The organism is Micromonospora sp. RTBAU3-60 (assembly GCF_054963695.1).
Genome location: NZ_JBUEGB010000027.1, coordinates 1 through 23,792, shown reverse-complemented (window position 1 = coordinate 23,792; position 23,792 = coordinate 1). Strand labels below are relative to the sequence as shown.

The 23,792-nt window shown below is 72.9% G+C and carries 20 protein-coding genes; 4 read left to right on the top strand and 16 right to left on the bottom strand.

Annotated features, from left to right (window positions below):
- Positions 1-11 precede the first annotated feature (11 nt).
- Both hisS and ACY34I_RS24035 read right to left on the bottom strand, forming a co-directional pair.
- Entirely contained in the window at positions 12-1,349 is a 1,338-nt protein-coding gene (gene hisS / locus ACY34I_RS24040) for a histidine--tRNA ligase (RefSeq protein ID WP_462757310.1), read from the bottom strand.
- A 53-nt stretch (positions 1,350-1,402) separates the two neighbouring features.
- Complete coding sequence (locus ACY34I_RS24035; protein ID WP_462757309.1) at positions 1,403-2,122, bottom strand: MBL fold metallo-hydrolase; 720 nt, start codon at positions 2,120-2,122, stop codon at positions 1,403-1,405.
- Between the two features lie 259 nt (positions 2,123-2,381).
- On the opposite strand from ACY34I_RS24035, the gene ACY34I_RS24030 reads away from it, so the two are divergent.
- The gene (locus ACY34I_RS24030; RefSeq protein WP_462757308.1) at positions 2,382-3,251 is read left to right on the top strand and encodes a peptidylprolyl isomerase; all 870 of its coding nucleotides are present in this window, start codon (positions 2,382-2,384) and stop codon (positions 3,249-3,251) included.
- Positions 3,252-3,311: 60 nt separating this feature from the next.
- Positions 3,312-4,154 carry a peptidylprolyl isomerase gene (locus ACY34I_RS24025; RefSeq protein WP_462757307.1) on the top strand — a complete coding sequence of 281 codons (843 nt, stop codon included), beginning with the start codon at positions 3,312-3,314 and terminating at the stop codon, positions 4,152-4,154.
- 163 nt (positions 4,155-4,317) lie between these two features.
- On the opposite strand, the gene ACY34I_RS24020 is transcribed toward ACY34I_RS24025, so the two are convergent.
- The 12 genes from ACY34I_RS24020 to ACY34I_RS23965 form a co-directional block, all read right to left on the bottom strand.
- Positions 4,318-6,798 carry a RelA/SpoT family protein gene (locus tag ACY34I_RS24020; protein ID WP_462757306.1) on the bottom strand — a complete coding sequence of 827 codons (2,481 nt, stop codon included), beginning with the start codon at positions 6,796-6,798 and terminating at the stop codon, positions 4,318-4,320.
- A gap of 193 nt (positions 6,799-6,991) precedes the next feature.
- Entirely contained in the window at positions 6,992-7,558 is a 567-nt protein-coding gene (locus ACY34I_RS24015) for an adenine phosphoribosyltransferase (RefSeq protein ID WP_462757305.1), read from the bottom strand.
- A 121-nt stretch (positions 7,559-7,679) separates the two neighbouring features.
- Positions 7,680-8,867, bottom strand: coding sequence for a protein translocase subunit SecF (gene secF / locus ACY34I_RS24010; RefSeq protein WP_462757304.1), 1,188 nt, complete (start codon positions 8,865-8,867; stop codon positions 7,680-7,682).
- A 1-nt stretch (position 8,868) separates the two neighbouring features.
- Entirely contained in the window at positions 8,869-10,797 is a 1,929-nt protein-coding gene (gene secD, locus ACY34I_RS24005; RefSeq protein ID WP_462757303.1) for a protein translocase subunit SecD, read from the bottom strand.
- Between the two features lie 224 nt (positions 10,798-11,021).
- Entirely contained in the window at positions 11,022-11,369 is a 348-nt protein-coding gene (gene yajC, locus ACY34I_RS24000) for a preprotein translocase subunit YajC (RefSeq protein ID WP_462757302.1), read from the bottom strand.
- 137 nt (positions 11,370-11,506) lie between these two features.
- On the bottom strand, positions 11,507-12,571 hold the full coding sequence (gene ruvB / locus ACY34I_RS23995) for a Holliday junction branch migration DNA helicase RuvB (RefSeq protein ID WP_462757301.1): 1,065 nt from the start codon (positions 12,569-12,571) through the stop codon (positions 11,507-11,509).
- Positions 12,572-12,680: 109 nt separating this feature from the next.
- The gene (gene ruvA, locus ACY34I_RS23990; protein ID WP_462757300.1) at positions 12,681-13,283 is read right to left on the bottom strand and encodes a Holliday junction branch migration protein RuvA; all 603 of its coding nucleotides are present in this window, start codon (positions 13,281-13,283) and stop codon (positions 12,681-12,683) included.
- Positions 13,280-13,807, bottom strand: coding sequence for a crossover junction endodeoxyribonuclease RuvC (gene ruvC / locus ACY34I_RS23985; protein ID WP_148802272.1), 528 nt, complete (start codon positions 13,805-13,807; stop codon positions 13,280-13,282). Before ruvC ends, ruvA begins: the two co-directional genes overlap by 4 nt.
- Positions 13,808-14,017: 210 nt before the next feature.
- Positions 14,018-14,359: a DUF1905 domain-containing protein gene (locus ACY34I_RS23980; protein WP_462757299.1), complete on the bottom strand. Its 342-nt coding sequence runs from the start codon at positions 14,357-14,359 to the stop codon at positions 14,018-14,020.
- Positions 14,360-14,564: 205 nt separating this feature from the next.
- Positions 14,565-15,206: a response regulator gene (locus tag ACY34I_RS23975; protein ID WP_462757298.1), complete on the bottom strand. Its 642-nt coding sequence runs from the start codon at positions 15,204-15,206 to the stop codon at positions 14,565-14,567.
- Positions 15,188-17,203 carry a sensor histidine kinase gene (locus ACY34I_RS23970; protein ID WP_462757297.1) on the bottom strand — a complete coding sequence of 672 codons (2,016 nt, stop codon included), beginning with the start codon at positions 17,201-17,203 and terminating at the stop codon, positions 15,188-15,190. Before ACY34I_RS23970 ends, ACY34I_RS23975 begins: the two co-directional genes overlap by 19 nt.
- Positions 17,204-17,339: 136 nt before the next feature.
- Complete coding sequence (locus tag ACY34I_RS23965; protein ID WP_462757296.1) at positions 17,340-17,864, bottom strand: hypothetical protein; 525 nt, start codon at positions 17,862-17,864, stop codon at positions 17,340-17,342.
- 228 nt (positions 17,865-18,092) lie between these two features.
- Here ACY34I_RS23965 and ACY34I_RS23960 point away from each other — a divergent pair, with 228 nt between their 5' ends.
- On the top strand, positions 18,093-18,875 hold the full coding sequence (locus ACY34I_RS23960) for a 3-hydroxybutyrate dehydrogenase (protein WP_462757295.1): 783 nt from the start codon (positions 18,093-18,095) through the stop codon (positions 18,873-18,875).
- A 14-nt stretch (positions 18,876-18,889) separates the two neighbouring features.
- The gene (locus tag ACY34I_RS23955; protein WP_462757294.1) at positions 18,890-20,809 is read left to right on the top strand and encodes a helix-turn-helix domain-containing protein; all 1,920 of its coding nucleotides are present in this window, start codon (positions 18,890-18,892) and stop codon (positions 20,807-20,809) included.
- 81 nt (positions 20,810-20,890) lie between these two features.
- On the opposite strand, the gene ACY34I_RS23950 is transcribed toward ACY34I_RS23955, so the two are convergent.
- Together ACY34I_RS23950 and ACY34I_RS23945 are read right to left on the bottom strand one after the other, a co-directional pair.
- Positions 20,891-21,499, bottom strand: a complete 609-nt coding sequence (locus ACY34I_RS23950; protein ID WP_148802264.1) for a TetR/AcrR family transcriptional regulator — start codon at positions 21,497-21,499, stop codon at positions 20,891-20,893.
- 11 nt (positions 21,500-21,510) lie between these two features.
- Positions 21,511-23,079, bottom strand: coding sequence for an MFS transporter (locus ACY34I_RS23945; protein WP_462757293.1), 1,569 nt, complete (start codon positions 23,077-23,079; stop codon positions 21,511-21,513).
- Between the last annotated feature and the right edge of the window lie 713 nt (positions 23,080-23,792).

The following is a 23,792-nucleotide window of genomic DNA, read 5'->3' as shown; positions in this document are numbered from 1 at the left end:
TCGAATCTTTCTCACGCGCCAGTCGAGGGTCCCACCAGCGGCTTCAGGTCCGCCCGGGGCGGGGTCCACTCGCCCGCCGCCGCGGCCACCTGCTCGCCCGAGCGGATGTCCTTCACCTGATCGCCCTCGGCCCCCGGGAACCAGACGTACGGGATACCCCGCCGCTCGGCGTACCGGATCTGCTTGCCGAACTTGGCGGCGCTGGGCGACACCTCGGTCGGGATGCCCCGGGAGCGCAGCGCCTCGGCGACCCGGTTGCTCGCCGGCCGCTCGTCCTCGGTGGTGACCGCGACCAGGACGCAGGTCGGCACGCTGCGGGAGACCGACAGCGCCTCGGCGCCGAACAGCAGGCCGAGCAGACGGGTCACCCCGATCGAGATGCCCACCCCGGGGAACCGGACGTTGCCCGAGCTGGCCAGGTTGTCGTACCGGCCGCCGGAGCAGACCGAGCCGAACCGCTCGTAGCCGATCATCTGCGTCTCGTAGACCGTGCCGGTGTAGTAGTCCAGGCCGCGGGCGATGCGCAGGTCGGCGACGCAGAGGCCGGGCGAGTGCGCGGCCGCGGTCTCCACCACGGCGACCAGCTCCGCGATGCCCTCGTCGAGCAGCGGGTCGCTCACCCCGAGCGCACGGACCGCGTCGGCGAAGGAGGCGTCCGGCGCGGAGATCTCGGCCAGCGCCAGGACTGCCTTGGCCTGGGCCTCGCTCGCCCCGGCGGTCTCCGCCAGCAGCTCGGCCACCCGGGTCGGGCCGATCTTGTCGAGCTTGTCGACGGCGCGCAGCGCCGCCTCCGGGTCGGTCAGCCCGATGCCCCGGTAGAAGCCCTCGCAGATCTTGCGGTTGTTGACCTGGATGCGCACCGGCGGGATCGGCAGCGAGCGCAGCGCGTCACCGATCACCAGGGGCATCTCGGCCTCGTAGTGGGCCGGCAGGGTGTCCCGGTCGACGATGTCGATGTCGGCCTGCAGGAACTCGCGGTAGCGCCCCTCCTGCGGGCGCTCACCCCGCCACACCTTCTGGATCTGGTAGCGGCGGAACGGGAACTGCAGCTTGCCGGCGTTCTCCAGCACGTAGCGGGCGAACGGCACGGTCAGGTCGAAGTGCAGGCCGAGGGCGTCGTCCCCGGTGGCCGACTCCGGGTCGGCCTGGAGCCGGCGCAGCACGTAGACCTCCTTGGAGGTCTCCCCCTTGCGCAGCAGCTGGTCCAGCGGCTCGACCGAGCGGGTCTCCAGCGAGGCGAATCCGTACAGCTCGAAGGTGGCCCGGATCCGGTCCAGGACGAACTGCTCGATCATCCGCTGGGCGGGCGTCCACTCCGGGAAGCCGGAGATGGGCGTGGGCTTGCTCATGGCGTACTCCTTGGGCGCCGCGCGGACCGCGCGGACAGGTCGTGGTCGCGGCGTCAGAGGCCGCGGGTGGGCGCGGCCGGGCGCGCGTCGCCGATCCCCGCCACCTCGATGAGGTACGGGTTGGTCGCGCGCTCGCGGCCGATGGTGGTCGCGGGGCCGTGGCCGGGCAGCACGACGGTGTCGTCGGCCAGCGGGAGGACCTTCTCCCGGAGGCTGGCCAGCATGCGGGGCATGCTGCCGCCCGGCAGGTCGGTGCGGCCGATCGAGCCGGCGAAGAGCACGTCACCGGAGAGGCAGATCTGGTCGGCCTCCCAGCGCGAGCCGGCGCCGGGCATCCGGAACAGCACCGACCCGCCGGTATGGCCGGGCGCGTGGTCGACGGTGATCTCCAGGCCGGCGAGGCTGAGAGTGGCGCCGTCGGTCAGCTCGGCCACGTCGTCCGGCTCGGTGTACGGCAGCCGACCGCCGAAGAGCTGGGTGAGGTCCATGGAGAGCGCCTTGGCCGGGTCGGCGAGCAGCTCCCGGTCGTCCGGGTGGACGTACGCGGTGATGCCCCGCGCGCCGCAGACCGGCGCCACGGAGAAGGTGTGGTCGAGGTGGCCGTGGGTGAGCAGCACGGCGGCCGGGTGCAGGCGGTGCTCGGCGAGCACGGCGTCGAGCCGGTCGAGCACCCCGATGCCGGGGTCGACCACCACGCACTGCTCCCCCGGCGCGGTCGCCACCACATAGCAGTTGGTGCCGAAGGCGTCCGCGGGAAAGCCGGCCACGAGCACGTCCGCTCCCCTTCCGTTCGAGTCGTCGTCCCCGTTCAGCAGCCTAGTCGCCCCGCCTAGCGGGTTCCGTCGACCCACTCGTCCCACCGACCCCGCCGGGCACAGCGACAACGTCCGATCGACCGCGGTCCGACCTCGTACACCACTTTCCCAGCCGGTACCCGTACACTCTGGCGGGCGTGTGGCGTGGCGCACCTCCCGCCGGTCGGGCGGACGACGACCCGTCGGCGAGGACCAGGGTAGAGGAAGGGGAGCACGGGTGGCTTCCAGCAGGGACCGGCAGCGCAAACTGGCGCGGGCCAAGCTCGACCGGCAGATGGCCCGGCGGGCCGCCGCCGCGAAGCGCCGCCGGCAGATCCAGGCCGGAATCGGCACCGCGGTGGTGCTCGCACTGATCGTGGTCGGTTCGGCCTGGGCGCTCGGCGCGTTCGACTCGAAGCCGGAGCAGAAGGCCGCCGAGGACGTCTGCGTCTGGACCCCGCAGGACGCCGCCGCCAACACCAACCTCAAGGACGTCGGCACGCCGACCACCACCGGGCTGCCGACCTCGGGCACCCGGGCCATGACGGTCACCACCAACCAGGGCGCCCCGATCACCGCGGAGCTCGACCTGACCTCGGCGCCGTGTGCGGCGGCGAGCATCTCCTTCCTGGCGGGCAAGTCGTTCTACGACAACACCAAGTGCCACGAGATCACCGCCGAGGGCGCGCTGCACTGCGGCGACCCGAGCGGCACCGGCCTCGGTGGCCCGACGTACTCGTTCTACGACGAGAACGTCCCGGCCGCCCCGGAGCCGAGCCCGTCCGCCTCGCCGGCCCCGAACGAGCCTCCGGCGTACCCGAAGGGCACGGTCGCCATGATCGCCAACCCGCCGGGCGCCAACGGCAGCCAGTTCCTGATCTTCTTCAAGGACTTCAACCCGGCGAAGCCGGCCTACCCGGTCATCGGCAAGGTCACCGGCGGCCTCGACGTGGTGGAGAAGATCGCTGCCCTGCCGACCGTGGACAATGGGAGCGGGGCCAAGGTCAAGCCGCAGACGGACGTGGTCATCCAGAGCCTCACCGTCGGCGAGCCGAACGCCGCGCCGGCCGCGACCGGCGCACCGGCGACCAGCCCCAGCGCCGGCTGACCCGGCGCACCACCCGAGCAGCAGCGGCAGCGCCGCATCAAGAGCACCGAAGGAGTGACCGTGACGTCCACGAGAGAGCGGCAGCGCGCGGCGGCGCGGGCCCGACTCGAGCGGGAGATGGCCGAACGCGCCACCAAGGCCCGCAAGCGCCGGCAGACGCAGGCCATCGTCGGCGCCGCGGCCGTGCTGGTGCTCGTGGTCGCCGGCACCGTCTGGCTGGCCACCTCGCTCGGCGGCGACGACAAGAAGCAGAACGCGGCCGGCACGGCCGAGGGCTACGCCCAGTGCGCCTACACGGAGGTGCCCAAGGAGGGGCGCACCAAGCAGATCAAGGACGTCGGGCTGCCCTCGGTCCAGCAGGACAACAAGGGCACCCAGACCATGACGATCGACACCAACCTGGGCGCGATCACCGCGAAGATCGACCGGAGCAAGGTGCCCTGCACCGCCGGCAGCTTCACCCACCTGGCCAGCAAGGGCTTCTTCGACAACACCAAGTGCCACCGGCTGGTGACCCAGGGCATCCAGGTGCTCCAGTGCGGCGACCCGAGCGCGACCGGCAACGGCTGGCGCGAGACCGACGGCACCGGCGGCCCGAGCTACAACCTGGCCGAGGAGAACCTGCCCACCGACAAGCGGCCGCCGTACCCGGAGGGCGTCATCGCGATGGCCAACTCCGGCCAGCCGGGCAGCACCGGCAGCCAGTTCTTCATCGTCTACGGCGACTCCCAGCTCGACCCGAACTACACCGTGCTGGGCACGATCACCGGCGGCATGGACGTGGTGAAGCAGGTCGCGACGGCCGGTGACGACGGCGCCTTCGCCCAGCAGGCCGGTGGCGGTCACCCGAAGAAGGAGATCGTCATCAAAAAGCTGACGATGAGCGACATCCAGGGCGGCTGACGCCGTACGACGCACGAAAACGCCCGCCGGCTGACCGCCGGCGGGCGTTTCGTTTTGTCGGCGCCTCGGGCGCTTGTCGGCGCCTCAGGCCGTTGTCGCTGCCCTCGGGCCCTTGTCGGTGCGTCAGGCCCTTGTCGGCGCGCCCCGGGCGCTTGTCGGCGCGTCAGGCCCCGGAGGTGACCCGGTACGCGTCGAAGACGCCGTCGACCTTGCGGACCGCGGCCAGCAGGTGCCCCAGGTGCTTCGGGTCGGCCATCTCGAAGCTGAACCGGCTCACCGCCACCCGGTCCCGGGTGGTGGTGACGGTGGCAGAGAGGATGTTGACCCGCTCGTCGGAGAGCACCCGGGTGACGTCGGCCAGCAGCTTGTGCCGGTCCAGCGCCTCCACCTGGATGGCGACCAGGAACGTCGAGGCGGAGGTGAGCTTCCAGTTCACCTCGACCACCCGCTCGCTCTGCGCCTTGAGGTCCTCGGCGTTGGCGCAGTCGTCGCGGTGCACGCTCACCCCGCCGGAGCGGGTGACGAAGCCGAACACGGCGTCCGGCGGCACCGGCGTGCAGCAGCGGGCCAGCTTGATCCAAACGTCGCTGACCCCGCGGACCACCACGCCGGGGTCGTGGCTGCTGGACCGGCTGCGCGGCGGCCGGGTCGCCACGGCGGTCTCGGCGATGTCCTCGGCCGCGCCCTCCTCGCCGCCGTACGTGGCCATCAGCTTCTGCACCACCGACTGGGCGGAGACCTGGCTGTCGCCGACCGCGGCGTAGAGCGAGGCGACGTCGGCGAGGTGCAGGTCCCGGGCGATCGCCATCAGGTTGTCGGAGGTGAGCATCCGCTGCAACGGCATGCCCTGCTTCCGCATCGCCTTGACGATGGCGTCCTTGCCGGCCTCGATCGCCTCCTCGCGCCGCTCCTTGTTGAAGTACTGGCGGATCTTGGTGCGGGCGCGCGGGCTCTTGACGAAGCCGAGCCAGTCCTGGGTCGGGCCGGCCGTGTCGGACTTCGAGGTGAAGATCTCGATCACGTCGCCGTTGGAGAGCGTCGACTCCAGCGGCACCAGCTTGCCGTTGACCCGGGCGCCGATGCACTTGTGCCCGACCTCGGTGTGCACCGCGTACGCGAAGTCCACCGGCGTCGACCCGGTCGGCAGCGGGATGACGTCGCCCTTCGGGGTGAAGACGTACACCTCCTGGCTGGACAGGTCGAACCGGAGCGCGTCGAGGAACTCGCTCGGGTCGGCGGCCTCCCGCTGCCAGTCGAGCAGCTGGCGCAGCCAGGTCATCTCGTCGATGTGCGCCGGCGGGCCGACGATCTGGGTGCCCTTGTGCTCCTTGTACTTCCAGTGCGCGGCGATGCCGAACTCAGCGGTGCGGTGCATCGCGTAGGTGCGGATCTGCATCTCCACCGGCTTGCCGGTGGGCCCGATGACCGTCGTGTGCAACGACTGGTACATGTTGAACTTGGGCATGGCGATGTAGTCCTTGAACCGGCCCGGCACCGGCTGCCAGTTGGCGTGGATGACCCCCAGCGCCGCGTAGCAGTCCCGCACCGTGTCGACCAGGATCCGCACGCCGACCAGGTCGTAGATGTCGTTGAAGTCGCGACCCCGCACGATCATCTTCTGGTAGATCGAGTAGAGGTGCTTCGGCCGGCCGGTGACCTCCGCCTTGATCTTGGCGGCCTTCAGGTCGGTGCCCACCTTCTGGGTCACCTGGCGCAGCAGCGCCTCCCGCTGCGGCTGGTGCTCCCCGATCAGGCGGTTGATCTCCTCGTACCGCTTCGGGAACAGGGTGCCGAAGGCGAGGTCCTCCAGCTCCCACTTGATGGTGTTCATACCGAGGCGGTGCGCCAGGGGAGCCAGGATCTCCAGCGTCTCCTTCGCCTTCTGCTCCTGCTTGGGCCGGGGCAGGAAGGTGAGGGTACGCATGTTGTGCAGCCGGTCGGCCAGCTTGATCACCAGGACCCGCGGATCCTTGGCCATGGCGACGACCATCTTGCGGATCGTCTCCGCCTTGGCCGCGTCGCCGAGCTTGACCTTGTCGAGCTTGGTCACGCCGTCGACCAGCAGGGTGACCTCGGGGCCGAAGTCGGCGCGCATCTGGTCGAGGGTGTATTCCGTGTCCTCGATCGTGTCGTGCAGCAGCGCCGCCACCAGGGTGGTGGTGTCCATCCCGAGGTTGGCCAGGATGGTCGCCACCGCCAGCGGGTGGGTGATGTACGGGTCGCCGGACTTGCGGTACTGACCCGAGTGCCAGCGCGCGGCCGTGTCGAAGGCGCGCTGGAGCAGCCGGGCGTCGGCCTTGGGGTGGTTTTCCCGGTGGGTGGCGATCAGCGGCTCGAGCACCTCGCTGACCTGCGAGGTCTGCCACGGCGCGTTGAACCGGGCCAGCCGGGCGCGCACCCGACGGCCGGTCGGGGCGTTGGAGAGGGCGAAGCCTCCGCCGGGGGACGGCTCACCCGTGGCGTCGGCCCGCAGCGGCACCACGACCGCCCCGGACGACGCGCCGCCGTCCGTCCTGGCGTCGGGCCCGCCGCCGGAGCCGGTCACCCGGGCCTGCGGGTTGCCGCTCCGCTCGGTCACCGAGCCGTCCGCGTCGCCTGTCGGGTGCACCGTGCCCTCCATCGGAGGGACGACATCGTGGGACACCGGCCTCCTCACCGCTCGCCGGGATGCGTCGGCCGTCCGGCCGACGTACTGTGCAACCGGCCCGGGGGCCGGTGTTGTTCCGCGCCGACCTGCCACCCCGCCCGGTCGGCAAAGGGCAATGCTACCCGTACGCAGGGTCCGTCGCCCCTCCGCCGGACGGACCGCACGGGGGCGGTCCGACCGGCTCATCGGGTCAAACGGTCAGCAGGGCATGGACCGGACGCGGGGCGAGCCGCTCCCGGCCCTTGAGGAAGCCCAACTCCAGCAGCACGGTGAAGCCGGCGACCGTGCCACCGGCCCGCTCCACCAGGTCGAGGGTGGCCTCGGCGGTGCCGCCGGTGGCGAGCACGTCGTCCACCACCAGGACCCGGTGGCCGGCGGTGAAGGCGTCCTGGTGCACCTCCAGGGTCGCCTCGCCGTACTCCAGCGCGTACGAGGCGGAGTGCGTCGCGCGGGGCAGCTTGCCGGCCTTGCGCACCGGGACCACGCCGACCCCGCAGGCGTACGCGATGGCGGCGGCGACCACGAACCCTCGCGCCTCGATGCCGGCCACCGCGTCGAACGAGTCCCGCCCGTGGTACGCGATGATCCCGTCGGTCACCTCGCGGAAGACGGCACCGTCGGCGAAGAGCGGCATCAGGTCCTTGAACATGACCCCGGGCTGGGGGAAGTCCGGCACGTCCAGCACCCGGCTGGCGACCAGCTGGGCGACCTCCAGGCCGCTGTCTCCCCGTACCCCGGTGGTGTGGGTCTCCGTCACGATACGTCCCGTGTCCCTTCGTAACGACGACGGCGTCCGTCATGCCGCTCGCACAACATGACGGACGCCGTCCGGTCGGTTCCTACCGGGTGTCCCCGGGCAGGTCGGAGGTCGCCCCCGGTCAGCGGCGCTTGGCGCCGCCCGGCCGGTTGCCTCCGCCGCCGGGGCGACCGCCCCGGGTGCCGGCGGGACGCTTGCCGGCCGGCCGGGCGCCCACCTTCGGCGCGGCCCCGGCGAGGGCCGCCGCCTCCGGGTCGATGGCGTCGTCGCTGGCCACGGCGGCCCGCGGCGTGCCCTTCGGGGCGACCTCGCCCCGGGCGATCGCGCCACGCCGGGCCAGCACGCGCTTGTTGTGCGCGCTGATCCGCGGGTCCTGGTTCTTCATCAGCACCAGCAGCGGGGTGGCCAGCAGGATCGAGGTCAGGAACGCCACCGCCATACCGACGAAGAGCACCAGACCCAGGTCCTTGAGCGTGCCGGCGCCGAGCAGGCCCGCCCCGATGAACAGCAGACCACCGACCGGCAGCAGGGCGACCACCGAGGTGTTCAGCGACCGCATGAGGCTCTGGTTGAGCGCCAGGTTGGCCGCCTCGCCGTAGGTCATGTTGTTGTTCGCGGTGATGCCCCGGGTGTTCTCCTGGACCTTGTCGAAGACCACCACCACGTCGTAGAGCGCGAAGCCCAGGATGGTAAGGAAACCGATGATCGTCGACGGGGTGACCTCGAAGCCGACCATCGAGTAGATGCCGGCGGTGAGGACCAGGTTGGTCAGCAGCGAGGCGATCGCCGCGACCGCCATCCGCCACTCGAAGCGGAGGATCAGGTAGACCGCCACCACCGCGATGAAGATCAGCAGACCGAGCAGCGCGCGAGAGGTGACCTGGCTGCCCCAGGCCTCGGAGACCTGGCTGCCGCTGATCTGGTCGGCGTTGATGCCGAACTCCTGGGCCATCTCGGTCTTGACCGCGTTGGCCTGCTCGGCGCTGAGTTGCGCGGTGCGCAGCTCGTAGTACTCGCCGCTGGTGCTGCCGACCTTCTGCGCGGTGACCACCTCGACGCCGCCACCCTTGGCGAGCAGGGCGGCGTTGACCTTCGCCTCGGCCTGGTCCAGGGTGCCGACGCTGGCCGGCACCTGGAAGGAGTTGCCACCGGCGAACTCGATGCCGAGGCGGAAGCCCTGGATCGCGAAGCTGAGCACGGCGACCAGCACCAGCACTCCGGCGACGCCGAACCACAGCTTGCGCCGGCCGACGATGTTGAGATCGGCCTCGCCCCGGTAGAGCCGGGACGCCAGACCAGTCTTAGCCATCTCAGGCCTCCTTCACGCGCGGGTTGCGAACGGTGGCCTGCTCGGCCGACCGGGCCGGCAGGGCCCGGCCGAGACCGCTGACCCGCGGGGACAGGAACGCCCGGGTCCGGGCGAACATCGTCATGATCGGGTGCCGGAAGAGGAAGACGACCACCAGGTCGAGGACGGTCGCCAGGCCGAGCGCGAAGGCGAAGCCCTTCACCGCGCCGACCGAGACGAGGTAGAGCACCACGGCGGACATCAGGGTGATCGCGTTCGCCGAGATGATCGTCCGGCGGGCCCGGACCCACGCCCGCGGCACCGCGCTGCGTGGGCTGCGCCCCTCCCGGATCTCGTCCTTGAGCCGCTCGAAGTAGATGACGAACGAGTCCGCCGCCACACCGAGCGAGACGATCATGCCGGCGATGCCGGCGAGGGTGAGGGTGAAGCCGATCGACCGGCCGAGCACCACCAGCGCGCCGAAGACCAGCAGCGCGGAGAGCACCAGGCTCAGGAAGATGACCGAGCCGAGCAGCCGGTAGTAGAAGAACGAGTAGATGATGACCAGCAGCATGCCGATGCCGGCCGCGAGCAGGCCCGCCTTGAGGTGGCTGTCGCCCAGGGTCGCGGTGACGTTCTGCTGCTCAGCCTGGTTGAAGGTCACCGGCAGCGCGCCGTAGCGCAGCTGGCTGGCCAGCTGGTTGGCGGTCTTGCTGTCGAAGCTGCCGGTGATCTGGGAGTCACCGGTCAGCACGCCCTGGATCTCCGGCGACGAGATGATCTCGTTGTCCAGCACCACGGCGACCCGGCACTTGCCGTCCTGGCCGAGCGCGGTCTGGTCGCAGGCCTGGCCCTCGTTGTTGAACGACTCGCGGGTCAGCGCGGTCCACTTCTCCTGGCCCTTGCCAGTGAACTGCAGGCTCACCACCCAGGCGCTGGTCTGGTCGAGCTGAGCCGAGGCGTTCTTGACGTCGCGGCCGACCACCTTCGCCTTGTCCAGCAGGTACTTGGCGCCGGACTCACAGGCGACCGCCTGCTGGTTCTCGTCCTTGATCGACGCCGGCGGCCGCTTGTCGAGATGGGCGCAGGTGATGGTCGGGACGTTGTACTGCATCTCGACCGGCAGCACCGCGATCTCCTGCGGGGAGAGGGTGCCGAACGGCTTGAGCTTCTCGGCCAGCGAGGGGTCGGCGGTGACGTCGGCCGGGGCCTTCAGGCCGGTGGCGGCGCCCCAGGCGGCGGCCCCGACCTTCTGCTCGACGGCCTTGCGCTGCTCCTCGATGCCCTGCGGCACCGGCGCGGCGCTGGCGCTCGCGCTCGGGGACGGTGCGGCGGCGCTCGGCGACGCCGACGGGGTCGGCGCGGCGGCGCTGGCGCTCGGCGCCGGGGCCATGCCGCCCTGACCGCCCGCGCTCGGCGAGGCGGTGGCCTGCGGCGCGGCGCTGCCGGACGGCGCCGGCGTCGCGCTGCCGGACGGGGCCGGGGTGGCGCTGCCCGACGGGGCCGGGGTGGCGCTGGCGCTCGGGGCCGGGGCGACGGTGGCGCCGCTGCCGTCGGTGGCCTTGAGGACCTTGCGGAAGCGCAGCTCGGCGGCGCTGCCGACGTCGGTCAGGTCCCGGTTCTGGCCGGGCAGGGAGATGACGATGTTGCGGTTGCCCTCGGTGACCACCTCGGCCTCGGCCACGCCGTACGCGTTGACCCGGTTCTCGATGATCTGGCGCGCCTCCTCGAGGTTGGCGGCCGTCGGGGGCTTGCCGTCCACGCTGTTGGTGGCCTCCAGCGTCAGCCGGGTGCCGCCGATCAGGTCCAGGCCGAGCCGAGGCTCCAGCCGGTCCTTCCAGCCACCGCTGGCGCCGCCCGAGAAGAACACCAAAAGATAGAGGACGACGAAGACGAGCCCGAGCACGGCAAGCTGCCGTCCGGGGCGCATCTGTCCCTGAGGTGGTGCCACGGCTGTCCTGTCTCCCTGTACGGTCGCGCCGCTGGGCAGCGGCGACGAAAGTCGGGCCGGGGGTGTCCGCCCGACGGCTCTGGCGGGTCGACGCCACCGGCCGACACGCCTCCCCCGGTACGACGCGGCCGCGTCGCTCGGGATTCCCATGCGTGTCGGCGCCGGGCGCCGACCCAACTATCCACTTGTGCGGCTGAATCCGCTGCCCCGTCCGGGGCCCACGGTCACTCCTTGACGGGCTCGGCGTCCTCGGTTACCGGCTCGATCGTCTCGGGGCGCTCGGCCTGCTTGATCACGCGGGCGACGGCCGGGCGCGCGTACCGGGTCTGCACACCCGGGGCGACCTCCAGCAGGACCGTCTCGTCCTCCACGGCGGTGACCGTGCCGTGGAGCCCGCCGATGGTGACGACCTCGTCGCCCGGGGCCAGCGCGGACTGCATCTGCTCAGCCTCGCGGCGGCGCTTCTGCTGGGGGCGGATCATCATGAAGTACATGACGCCGAAGAGCAGAGCGATCATGAGGATCGGCATCAGACCGCCGGCTCCCCCGCCACTCGCTGCTGCGTAAAGCACGGTTGTCGACCTTCCCATTGGCCTCCCCACCAGCACGAGGGGTGCCGGAGCGGAGGCGGATTCTCACGTCCTGTAGACCGCGCGAAGTCTAGTCCCTGCACCTGAGAAGACCGAATGCGGCACAGATCACGTTCGGATCACGGCTGATCGGTCTGCACGGAGAACAGATCGGGCGCGGGCGGCGTCTCGGTGCCAAATGTACCATTCGGCGGCGTACGCCCCAGATGGTGCCAGGCAGCCTCGGTCGCGACCCGCCCCCGGGGCGTACGCGCCAGCAGCCCGGCCCGCACCAGGAACGGCTCGCACACCTCCTCGACCGTGTCCGGCTGCTCGCCCACCGCCACGGCGAGGGTGGAGAGCCCCACCGGGCCGCCCCGGAACGAGTCGACCAGCGCGGTGAGCACCGCCCGGTCCAGCCGGTCCAGCCCGAGCGCGTCGACGTCGTACACGGTGAGGGCGGCCTGGGCGGTCTCCCGGTTGACCACGCCGTCGGCCCGGACCTCGGCGAAGTCGCGGACCCGGCGCAGCAGCCGGTTGGCGATCCGGGGCGTCCCCCGCGACCGGCCGGCGATCTCGATCGCGCCCTCGTCGGTGATCGGCACGCCGAGGATCCGCGCCGAGCGGCGCAGCAGCGCCTCCAGGTCGGCCGGGGCGTAGAAGTCGAGGTGGGCGACGAAGCCGAACCGGTCCCGCATCGGCCCGGTGAGCAGGCCGGAGCGGGTGGTCGCGCCGACCAGCGTGAACGGCTCCACGTCGAGCGGGATGGCGGTCGCGCCGGGGCCCTTGCCGACCACCACGTCGACCCGGAAGTCCTCCATCGCGCTGTAGAGCAGTTCCTCGGCCGGCTTGGCGATCCGGTGGATCTCGTCGATGAACAGCACGTCGCCCTCGGCGAGGCTGGTCAGGATGGCGGCCAGGTCGCCGGAGCGCTCGATGGCCGGCCCGCTGGTCACCCGGATCCCCGAGCCCAGCTCGGCCGCCACGATGTTGGCCAGGGTGGTCTTACCCAAGCCGGGCGGGCCCGACAGGAGGATGTGGTCGGGCGGGGAGCCCCGCCGCATCGCGCCCTTGAGCAGCAGGTCGAGCTGGTCGCGGACCCGGTGCTGGGCGATGAACTCCTCCAGCCGCTTCGGCCGGACGCTGACCTCCGCGTCCCGTTCCGCGTCGCTGACGTACGCCGAGACCAGGTTCTCCCCCGTCATGAGTTGATCTTCATTCGTGACTGCGGGGCGCGCAACCCTGACTCAAGCGCGCATTCCGGCTCGGCCGCGTCCCACGCGAGCCGCCCCGGAACGCGCATCCTCGCGCTCGTCATCGGGTGCGACCCAGGAGGCGGATGGCCTGCTTGAGCAGGACCGGCACCGGCGGGGTCTCCCCGTCGACGGTCTCGGCGACCGCGGCGACGGCCTGCTCGGCCTGGGCGGCCGTCCAGCCGAGCCCGACCAGGGCCTGGCGCACCTGCTCCGGCCAGGCGCCCGCGGTCACCCCGGCGGCGCCGTCCGGGCCGACCGGGATCGGGCCGATCCGGTCGCGCAGTTCGAGGACGAGCCGCTCCGCGCCCTTCTTGCCGATGCCGGGCACCCGGGTCAGCGCGGCGGTGTCAGCGTTGGCGATGGCCTTGCGGACCGCGTCCGGGGTGTGCACGGCCAGCACCGCCTGGGCCAGCCGGGGGCCCACCCCGCTGGCGGTCTGGAGCAGCTCGAAGAGCTGCTTGGCGTCGTCGTCGGCGAAGCCGTAGAGGGTGAGCGAATCCTCCCGGACGACCAGGCTGGTGGCGAGCCGGGCCGGCTGGCCGACCCGCAGCTCGGCGAGGGTGCCGGGGGCGCACTGCACCGCCAGGCCGATGCCGCCCACCTCCACCACCGCGTGGTCCGGACCGGTCGCGGTCACTGTGCCGCGCACGCTGGCGATCATCGAGCTCCTCCTCGTCGTGCCCGCTCGGCCGCGGCGGCCAGCTTGGATCGGGTGCCACCGCGCCAGACGTGGCAGATGGCCAGGGCCAGGGCGTCGGCGGCGTCGGCGGGCCGGGGCGGCTCGGGCAGCCGCAGCAGCCGGGTGACCATCGCGGTCATCTGCGCCTTGTCGGCCTGACCGGAGCCGGTCACCGCCGCCTTGACCTCGCTCGGGGTGTAGGTCTGCACCGGCAGCCCGACGCGCGCCCCGGCGAGCACGGCGATCCCGCTGGCCTGGGCCGTGCCCATCACAGTGCGGACGTTGTGCTGGCTGAACACCCGCTCCACGGCGACCGCGTCCGGCCGGTGCTCGGCGATCAGGTCGGTGAGCGAGCGGTCCAGGTGCAGCAGGCGCAGCGGCAACTCGTCGGCGGGATCGGTGTAGACGACGTAGTAGGCGACCAGCGTGCAGGGCCGCCCCGGCACGCCCTCGACCACGCCGACCCCGCACCGGGTCAGCCCCGGGTCGACGCCGAGCACCCGCACGCCGCCTCCTCCCCGACCGCCAGCAGTACGTGTGTTCGACACCCTACCGATCCACTCCGACGCTCGCCCGCGCGGACACGCCGTCGAGCAAACCGCCGGGCACCGGCGGGGACACGCCGGGGGCGGGGCTGGCCCGGCGAGTCCCCAACGCCACGGACGCGTCCACCCAGCCCGCCGGGACGGCGACCACCGGTCCGGCGGTCCGTGCCCTCACCACCGGCCGTGGTCGATCTCGATCGCCGCGGTGACCACGTCCCCGTCGTCCTTGCCGGCGCGGATCCGCGCCGGCACCGCCAGCAACCAGCCCGCCTTCCGATCCCGCCAGACGCTCGTCGACCAGGTGCGGCCGTCCACCGTGGCGATCACCGGGACGCGGCCGAACGGTCCCGCCGCAGGTGGCGCGCAACCCGCCGGCACCGGGGCGAACACCCATCCGCCGGCGCCCGACCAGCGGACCAGGGTCGCCTCGAAGGTTGCCCCGTCGGCATCTGTCGGCTCCCGGCGATCGTCGTCAGCCGGCTCGGCCCGGCGCTCCGGCACCACCGTCGCCATGTGCACGTTCCTTCGGTCGGGTCGGCCGCACGGCGGGCGACCGGGCGGGAAGCCGTCCCGGCGACTGTGCCACGTCCCACCGACATCTCCGGGTGTGGCCGGCCAGGATGACGAGCGGGACGTCCGCCTCCTGGTTGGCCACGGCGGCCCGACGAGGGTGCCGCGAGGCCGCCCTCGTCCGGCACCGACCACGGGCGTTCCCGCCTCACAGCCCGGCCTCCCGGGCACGCAGCGCGGCCTGGGCACGATCCGCCACCCGCAGCTTGGCCAGGATGTTCGACAGGTGGTTCCGGACCGTCTTGAGACTCAGCGACAGGGCCGTGGCGATCTCGTCGTTGGTCCGGCCTGCGGCCAGCAGGCGCAGCACCTCCTCCTCCCGCTCGGTGAGTTCGGGGAAGGCGCGTTCCGCCGGACGCAGGCTGGCCGACGCCACGAGTCGGGCGACGAGTCCCGGCGCGAGCACGCTCTGCCCCTGGGCTACCGCCTCCACGGCGACGCGTACCGCCTCCCGGCTCGCGTCCTTGCGCAGGTAGCCCCGTGCCCCGGCCCGGACGGCCGCGAGCAGTGAGGCGTCGTCGTCCAGCATCGTCACCACCAGCACGGCCACCGCCGGCGCCACGTCGCTGATCTCCGCTGTGGCGGCGATGCCGTTGACCCCGGGCATCGCGACGTCGATGAGCATGACGTCGGGCCGCAGTTGCTCAGCGAGCGCGACCGCGGCCGCGCCGTCACCGGCCTCACCCACCACCTGCATGCCCGGCAGCGACTCCAGCAGCCCCCGCAGCCCGTCGCGGAACAGCGGATGGTCGTCCACCACGACAACCCTGATCACCCGGTCACCGCCCATCCGCGATCCACGGGCAGGCACGCCCGTACCGACGTGCCGCCCCCCGGACCTGGGGTCACCAGGAAGGTGCCGCCCAGTTCCTCGGCCCGCTCACGCATGCTGGTCAGCCCAACGCCGGCCGGCCGGTCCTCGGCCAGCCCCGCCCCGTCGTCGTCGACCTGCACCACCAAGCCCCCTGGGTCGATGGTCAGCCGGATGGCGCAGGCCCGGGCGGCGGCGTGCCGCGCGGCGTTGGTCACCGCCTCGTCGGTGATCCGGTACGCGGCAGCCTCCACCGCTGCGGGCAGCCGTCCGACGGGCGGGTCGCCGACCAACTGGACGCTCAGTCCGTCATGACTGTGCCGGGCGGCCAACTCGCGGAGCGCGCCGACCAGCCCCAGCTCGTCCAGGCTCGGCGGGCGCAGCCCCCGCACCACCCGCCGGACGTCGGCGACCGCCTCGCGGGCCAGCGCGGCCAGGTCGGTCAGCGCGGCGACCACCGCCGGTTGGCCGGCGAACCGGGCCTGGGCCGTCTCCAGTCGCAGCACCAGCGCCGCCAGCCGCGGCCCGGTCCCGTCGTGCAGGTCGCGGCGCAGCCGGCGCCGTTCCTCCTCCCGGGAGAGCACCAGGCGTTCCCGGGAGGCGCGCACCTCCTCCGCCAGCTGGGCGGCATGGGCGGCGACCGCCACCTGGCGGCCGAGTTCGGCGAGCAGCCGCCGCTCCGACTCGGTGAAGGCCTCCCCCGGACCGCGGGGGCCCAGCTCCAGCTGGCCCACGGGTCGGCCGCCGTGGATCAGCTCGATCGCGTACCGCCCGTGCCGGGGCGTGCCGTGTTCCGCCTCACGAGTCACCTCGCCATCCTGACCGCAGAGGGCCAGTCGGGCGTACGGCAGGCGCAGGCCGTCGGCGATCGCGGTGACCACGCTGTCCAGGTCGGCGTCCGGCTCGGCGGCCTGTCCCAGCCGGCGTCCGATCCGGGTCAGCGTGCCGTACGGGTCCCGCCGCCCCCCGTGCAGCAGGCGGTCGACGGTCGCCTGCAACCGATCGCGCAGCGGGGCGAAGGCGACTGCCACCCCGGCGGTCGCCACCAACCCACCGAGCCGACCCGTCTGGGCACCGAGGATCTCCCCGAGGTAGCCGACCACCGCCACGTAGAACGCGGTGAGCAGCGCGGTCAACGACCCGTAGACCAGGGCCGCGCCGAGCACCGCCTCGATGTCGAAGAGACGGTGGCGCAGGATCGCGAGGCCCAGGGCGACCGGGAAGGTGACGACGGCGACCAGGAACAGCACGTCCGCCAACCATCCGGGCAGCGGCAGACCGAGCGCCCCGGCCACCGGGTGGGCGGCGAGCACCCCGATGAAGACCAGGGCCGCCGCGACAACCCAGGACAGCCGCCGCCGTTGGTCGGCGTCGCCCCGGCGATGCCGGACCAGCACGGACGCCGCCGCGGCGAGTACCAGCGCCGCGGTCACCGGCGGTTCCACGGCGGCGAGGACCGCCGCCAGTCCGGCCAGGGCGCCGATGCCGAGCGGATTGTCAACGCCCGGCGCGCCCCCGACCGCTCCCGGGGCAAACGCCGTGACCACGCCCTTCACCGCGAGCAGAGCGGCACCCCCGGCGAGCGCCGGCCGCCAGCGTCGCGACGGCAATCGCCCGTCCGGGATCAGGAGCATCGACAGGATCAGCAGGCCGACGCCCATCGGTGCCAGGACGGCACCGGCCCAGGCCGCGGCGGTCCTCGCCGCGCCGTCTGCCACCGCCGCGTACGCCGAGGTGGCGTCGGCCGCGACCATCGCCGCCGCGGAGGCCGTCAGCAGCGGTCCAACCGGATGCCCGGGACGGCGGGCCAGGACCAGCGCGCCAACACTGGCCAGGGCAACCGGCACGACCAGGGTGAAGCCGACGTCGGACCAGAGCGGTCCGGCCGGCGCCTGCCGGCGAAGCACCAACGCCACCAGCGCGAGAACGACGACACCGCTCCAGAGCGCGCCGGCGCGGGCCGGTCGGTCGAGCATGTTCCTCCCCTTCCCGCGCCCGCTCATGACGGCGCCGCCAGCGTGGCGACACCGACGTCGACAGCGCCGATCCGCACCGGGCCGACCCGGCACGGTCGGCCCGGCCGCGTGGCGGACATTCTGCCCGGCTGGCGACTCAACCTACGGCCGGAACCACCTCCGGCGCGGCACGCCGCGACATGGCCCAGCCGATCGCGACGTAGAGCAGCCCGAAGGCGATCTCGCCGTAGACCGGGACCCCGCTGAGCACGATGCCAAGCAGAACTCCCACCCCCGCCCAGACCGGCAGGGCCCGCGACCGCAGGCAGGCGATGCCGAGCAGGAGCAAGCCGACCAGCAGCGCCAGCAGCGAGGCCGGCGCCGCCGGGGACTCGAAGAAATCGCCCACCCCGGCCAGGTTCAGCAGCAGGATCACGGCCTGCACCAGGGACCCGAGCACCCCAACGACGGCCCCGGTGGTGGCCAGTCGGGCCGAACGGGGACGGCAGAGCGCGGCGAGGGCGACGATCGCGACCGGCAGGAGGAGGCCGCGGCCGAGGTACCCGAGCGCCGACAGCGGCCCGCCGTCCGGGTCCGCCAGGTGGTCCAGGCCCAGCAGGACGGAGCAGAGGCCACCGGCGGCCGCAGCGGCGGCGCCCAGACGGATGAGGCTGAGGTTCATGACGTGTTCTCCCTTGTCCGATTCGACGAACGGCGATGCAGGGATGGTCGGTCGCGGAGGTGTCCCGCCACATCGGCCCGGATCCCGTTCGGCCCGGGATTTCCGTCCCGCCGCTCAGGACCGCCGACAGGCCCACCCGGGAGGCCTCGGCTGCCACATAGGAAGGCCGTCGAGTATGTGCCGCCACCCCATGTGCGCCCGGCCACACAGCTCGTAACTTCTTGCGCCATGACGGCAGAACCCGTGGCGGTCCCCCACGTCGTACGCGTCGACCTCTCCGGTCGTAGCGCCCTGGTGACCGGTGGTGGCAGCGGCATCGGACGGGCCTGCGCCCTGCGGCTGGCGGCAGCCGGCGCGGCGGTGCTGGTGGTCGACCGCAACGTGGAGGCGGCCAAGGCGGTGGCCGCCGAGGCGGGCGGTCGCGCCGAGGGCATCGACCTGGCCGACCCGGCCGCCGTGGACCGGCTGGACGTCAACGTCGACATCGTGGTCAACAACGCCGGCCTGCAGCACGTCGCGCCGGTGCAGGACTTCCCCGTCGAACGCTTCGAGTACATCCAACGGGTGATGGTGGAGGCGCCGTTCCTGCTGATCCGGCGGGCGCTGCCGCACATGTACGCCAACGACTGGGGCCGGATCGTCAACATCTCCTCGGTGCACGGGCTGCGCGCCTCGCCGTACAAGGCGGCGTACGTCTCGGCCAAGCACGCGCTGGAGGGGCTGTCGAAGGTGGTCGCCCTGGAGGGCGCCGCGCACGGGGTGACCGCCAACTGCATCAACCCGGCGTACGTGCGGACGGCGCTGGTGGAGAGCCAGATCGCCGACCAGGCGGCCAGCCACGGCATCGGCGAGGACGAGGTGGTCGAGAAGATCATGCTGGCCCGGGCGGCGATCAAGCGGCTGATCGAGCCGGAGGAGGTGGCGGAGCTGGTGGCGTACCTGTGCTCCCCGCCGGCATCGTTCATCACCGGCGCCTCGATCGCCCTCGACGGGGGCTGGACGGCGAACTAGTGGCGCCCCGCACAATGACGGTCATGTCGTCACCCGTCGAGTTTCTCGAGCTGCTGGCCCGGGAGGCCGCCGCGGTGGAGTTCGAAGGGCCGCTGGTCGCGGCCCGCGCCGCCGGCCTGCCCGCCGAGCGGCTGGCCGAGCTGGAGCAGGCGAAGGTGGTGGCGCTGCGGGTCCGCGCGCTGCTGGAGCGCCGGCGCCGCCGGGAGATCGAGCTCTCCGGCCTGTACGACACGGCCAGCGACCTGGCCGGGCTGCGCGACCTGGACGACGTGCTGCGGGCCATCGTGCACCGGGCCCGGAACCTGCTCGGCACCGACGTGGCGTACATGACGCTCAACGACGAGGAGCGCGGCGACACGTACATGCGGGTCACCGACGGCTCGATCTCGGCCCGGTTCCAGCAGCTGCGGCTGCCGATGGGCGCCGGCCTGGGCGGGCTGGTGGCGCAGACCGGCACCCCGTACGCGACGGCCAACTACCCGGAGGACGAGCGGTTCCACCACACCGGGGAGATCGACGCCGGGGTGGGCGAGGAGGGCCTGGTGGCGATCCTCGGCGTGCCGCTGCGGCTCGGGTCGAGCGTGATCGGCGTGCTGTACGCGGCCAACCGGTCGGCCCGGCCGTTCGCCCGGGAGGAGGTGTCCCTGCTCGTCTCCCTCGCGGCGCACGCGGCCGTGGCGATCGACACCGCCCGGCTGCTCGCCGAGACCCGCGCGGCGCTAGCGGAGTTGTCGTCGGCGAACAGCACCATCCGGGCGCACAGCAGCTCGGTGGAGCGGGCCGCGGCCGCCCACGACCGGATGACCGCCCTGGTGGTGCGCGGCGGCGGGATGGAGGACGTGGCGGCGGCGGTGACCGAGGTGCTCGGCGGGGAGCTGCTGGCGCTGGACGCCGAGGGGCGGCGGCTGGCCCGGGTGGGCGAGATCGAGGAGCCGGAGCGGGCCGACATCGTGGAGGCGGTGGCCGCGTCCCGGACCGAGGGGCGCAGCGTCCGCCGCGGCCCGCTCTGGTACGCCGCCGTGGTGGCCGGCGCGGAGAACCTGGGCGCGCTGGTGCTGCGCCCGGACGGCGAGCTGGTCGACGCCGACCAGCGGATCCTGGAGCGGGCCGCGCTGGTGACCGCGCTGCTGCTGCTGTTCCGGCGGACAGTGGCCGAGGCGGAGGGGCGGGTCCGGGGCGAGCTGCTGGACGACCTGATCGCCCGGCCGCTGCGGGACGCCGACGCGCTGCGCAGCCGGGCTCGGCGGCTCGGGGTGGACCTGGACGCCCCGCACGTGCTGGTGGCCGTGGGCGACGACGCGATCGCCGCGACCGGCTCGGCCCGGCAGCGGGTGCTCTCCTGGGCCACCACGTACGCCTCCACGCGGGGCGGGCTGGCGGCGGCGCGGGACGGCCGGGTGGTGCTGATGCTGCCCGGCAAGGATGCCGGCGGCGCCGCGCGCGCGGTGGCCCGGGACCTGTCGCGGGTCACCGGCCGGCCGGTGACCGCCGGGGCGAGCGGGCCGTCGACCGGGCCGGCGTCGCTGGCCGCCACGTTCGCCGAGGCGGAACGCTGCCTGACCGCGCTGGGCGCGCTGGGCCGCGCGGGGCAGGGCGCGAGCACGGCCGAGCTGGGGTTCGTCGGGCTGCTGCTCGGGGCGGTCGGCGACTCGGGCGACCGGGACGTGACCCGGTTCCTCATCGCGACGGTGGGGCCGGTGGTGGACTACGACGCCCGGCGGGGCACGGCGCTGGTGAAGACGCTGGAGGCGTACTTCGGGGTGGGCGGCAGCCTGGCCCGGGCGGCGGAGCTGCTGCACGTGCACGTCAACACGGTGACCCAGCGGCTGGAGCGGGTCGGGCAGTTGCTCGGCGCGGACTGGCAGAAGCCGGAGCGCGCCCTGGAGGTGCAGTTGGCGTTGCGGCTGCACCGGCTGCGTACCCCCGCCGGCTGAGCTGCCCGGCCGAGGTCGCCGACCCTGCCGTGTCCGGGGTGACCGGGACGCGGCGGACGGTGCCCCGGCCGGGGACCCGGGTCAGCGGGCGCGGAGGCCGTCCAGGACGGCGTCGACGATCCGCTCCGGCAGGATCCTGCCGTCCAGCTCCGGCTGCCACCGCAGCATCCGCTGCATCAGCATCGGCCCGCTCAGCAGCGCCATGGCCAGCTCGATGTCCAGGTCGGCGCGGAGTTCCCCGCTGCGTACGCCGCGCTCGAGCACCTGCCGCATCAGCTTCCGGCGCGGCTCGACCATGTTCCGGTAGAGCTGGTAGTGCACCGGGCTGCGGTTCACCTCCGGCACCAGGCAGGGCATGATCTTCGCGGCCCGCGGGTCGACGTTGTGCCCGATCGCGCCGACCAGCAGCACCAGGTCGTCCCGGACGGAGTGGCCGGCCGGCTCGGGCGGGATGCCCTTGAGGGTGCGCAACGCGTCGAGCAGCAGGGCTTCCTTGCCCGGCCAGCGACGATAGATGGTGGCCTTGCCGACCCCGGCGCGGGCCGCGATCGCCTCGATGGAGAGCGCCTCGATGGTGCTGCCCTCGGCCAGCAGGTCCAGGGTCGCCTGCACGATCGCCTCGTCCGCGCGGCTGCTCCGCGGTCGCCCGGGCGACCGCGGAGCATCGGCGGTGGAACTCATGTCAGACATTGTCGCCGAACCTACGCGGTCCCGGCCAACTCAGGTTCGGCGGTCGGTCGAGCGTCGGCCGCGGCGGGCACCGGACGGCCCGGCATCCAACGGAGCACGATGACGGTGCCGAACGCGGCCACCAGCGCGGAGAGCGCCGCCGCCCAGTGCATCGCCGACACGAACGAGTCGTTGGCCGCCGCGATCAGCCGCGGCGCGACCGGCCCGAGCTGCGCCGCCGCCGCGTACGCACCGGAGATCGACTCCCGGGCGGCGTCCTGCGCGGGACCGGGCAGCCCGGTCAGCGCGGAGGCCACGTCGCTGCGGTAGACCGCGGAGAGCACCGAGCCGAGCACCGCCACGCCGAGCGCGCCGGCCACCTGGCGGACGGTGTTGCTCACCGCGGAACCGACGCCGGCCTTCTCCCGGGGCAGCGCCGACATGATCGACTCGGTGGCCGGGGGCATGATGTTGGCCATCCCGGCGCCCTGGATGAAGCCCAGCGCCGAGAAGATCCAGATCGGCGTGTCCGCGTCGATGAGGACGAACGCGCCGAGCGCGGCGGCGGTGAGCAGCAGCCCGACCGCGGAGACCGCCCGGCCGCCGTAGCGGCGGACCATGGCGGCGCTGCGCGGGGCGAAGATGAGCTGGGCGAGGGCGAACGGCAGGAAGAGCAGGCCGCTCTCCAGCGGGGTGTAGCCGCGCACCAGCTGCAGGTAGAACGCGCCGAAGAACATCACGCCCATCGCGGCGAAGAAGACCAGGCCCACCATCGCCACCGGGGCGGCGAACCGGGGCACCCGGAACAGCCGGACGTCCAGCGACGGGTGGTCGCTGCGCAGCTCGTGGGCGACGAACCCGGCCAGCACCGCCAGCCCACCGGCGATGGCAACCCAGACCGGCAGCCGGTCGAAGCCGTGCTCGCCGCCGTCGATGATGCCGTAGGTGAGCGCGACCAGGCCGACCACGGACAGCAGCACGCCGAGCACGTCGACGCGGCCCGGCTTCGGGTCGCGGGACTCCGGCACCAGCGCGGCGACCAGCACCAGGCCGAGCAGCACCACCGGCACGTTGATCAGGAAGACCGAGCCCCACCAGTAGCGCTCCAGCAGGGCGCCGCCGAGGACCGGGCCGATCGCCACGGCGAGGCCGACGGCACCGGCCCAGACGCCGATCGCCCGGGCCCGCTCCCGCGGGTCGAAGACGTTGGAGATGATCGACAGCGTCACCGGCATGATGGCCGCGCCACCGACCCCCATCAGCGCGCGGGCGGCGATCAGCTGCCCCGGGTCCTGGGCGTACGCCGACAGCAGCGACGCCAGCCCGAACAGCGCCAGGCCGACCAGGAGGAAACGCTTGCGGCCGAGGCGGTCGCCCAGGACGCCGAAGGTGAAGAGCAGGCCGGCGAAGACCAGGGTGTAGGAGTTGATCGCCCACTCCAGCTCGCCCTGGCTGGCGCCGAGGCCGTGCACCGGATCGGCGAGGGTACGCAGGGCGACGTTCAAAATAGTGTTGTCGAGGACGACCACGAGGAGGCTGATCACCAGCACCCCCAGGATCGCCCACCTCCTCGGGTGTCCGGTGTTCTCGTGCGGTTCCATCCCGGTTCTCCCCCCGGTTCACCCGCGTCGAAATACGATACGGGCCAGACTCGTAACGAGCCTGAGCCTAAGCGAGCGATTTTCGATACGGAACCGGTTCGTATCGTTTGTGCCCCAGCTCACGCGCCACCCCTCCCCGCCCCAGGTAGAACCCTTGAACGACTCCATGTACGGGATGTGGCGGTGCCCGCGGCTGCCGGATACCGCCGTTTACGCGACCTGGAGTGGATCACCAGAGTCTGTTGGTCGCCTGCCGGCGTGTTGTGGTGGGTGATGTCCGGTTTGCGGGCGTGACCGGCGGCATCCTGGGGCCGGAATGGCGGGCGGCCGGGGGTCGTTGAACCCGGGTGCACGGCCGAGGAAAGCCCCCGTAAGGCGGGGCTGCCGGGGTCGCCGCCCGAAATCTGAGGCGTCGGCGCGGGCGCGGAATGATGGTGGCGCCCAGCACACGATCGCCCCGGTGAGCCGAGGTGGCCGGCCCGGAATGTTGGCGGGCCGCCGGTCGTTGCACATGAGCCACGCGATCGAAGCGCCCCGGTGGGGTGGCCGGCCCGGAATGTTGGCGGGCCATCGGTCGTTGGATATGGTCCCGGCGCCGCGAAGAGGCGACCCCCCTCGCCCCGCGAGTCGCTGGCTTGAAGACTTTCCCCCTTTTGAGCGCCTGACGGTGCTTGCGTGCCCCGCCCGACCCCCATGGGCTGTTTGGCACGCCA

What these genes read in the sequence shown, in the direction of transcription:
- hisS (WP_462757310.1), bottom strand. Translation starts at nt 1,349, where the DNA reads ATGAGCAAGCCCACGCCCATCTCCGGCTTCCCGGAGTGGACGCCCGCC.
- secF (WP_462757304.1), bottom strand. Translation starts at nt 8,867, where the DNA reads ATGGCTAAGACTGGTCTGGCGTCCCGGCTCTACCGGGGCGAGGCCGAT.
- ruvB (WP_462757301.1), bottom strand. Translation starts at nt 12,571, where the DNA reads ATGACGGGGGAGAACCTGGTCTCGGCGTACGTCAGCGACGCGGAACGG.
- ruvA (WP_462757300.1), bottom strand. Translation starts at nt 13,283, where the DNA reads ATGATCGCCAGCGTGCGCGGCACAGTGACCGCGACCGGTCCGGACCAC.
- ACY34I_RS23980 (WP_462757299.1), bottom strand. Translation starts at nt 14,359, where the DNA reads ATGGCGACGGTGGTGCCGGAGCGCCGGGCCGAGCCGGCTGACGACGAT.
- ACY34I_RS23975 (WP_462757298.1), bottom strand. Translation starts at nt 15,206, where the DNA reads ATGGGCGGTGACCGGGTGATCAGGGTTGTCGTGGTGGACGACCATCCG.
- ACY34I_RS23970 (WP_462757297.1), bottom strand. Translation starts at nt 17,203, where the DNA reads ATGCTCGACCGACCGGCCCGCGCCGGCGCGCTCTGGAGCGGTGTCGTC.
- ACY34I_RS23965 (WP_462757296.1), bottom strand. Translation starts at nt 17,864, where the DNA reads ATGAACCTCAGCCTCATCCGTCTGGGCGCCGCCGCTGCGGCCGCCGGT.
- ACY34I_RS23960 (WP_462757295.1), top strand. Translation starts at nt 18,093, where the DNA reads ATGACGGCAGAACCCGTGGCGGTCCCCCACGTCGTACGCGTCGACCTC.
- ACY34I_RS23955 (WP_462757294.1), top strand. Translation starts at nt 18,890, where the DNA reads ATGACGGTCATGTCGTCACCCGTCGAGTTTCTCGAGCTGCTGGCCCGG.
- ACY34I_RS23950 (WP_148802264.1), bottom strand. Translation starts at nt 21,499, where the DNA reads ATGTCTGACATGAGTTCCACCGCCGATGCTCCGCGGTCGCCCGGGCGA.
- ACY34I_RS23945 (WP_462757293.1), bottom strand. Translation starts at nt 23,079, where the DNA reads ATGGAACCGCACGAGAACACCGGACACCCGAGGAGGTGGGCGATCCTG.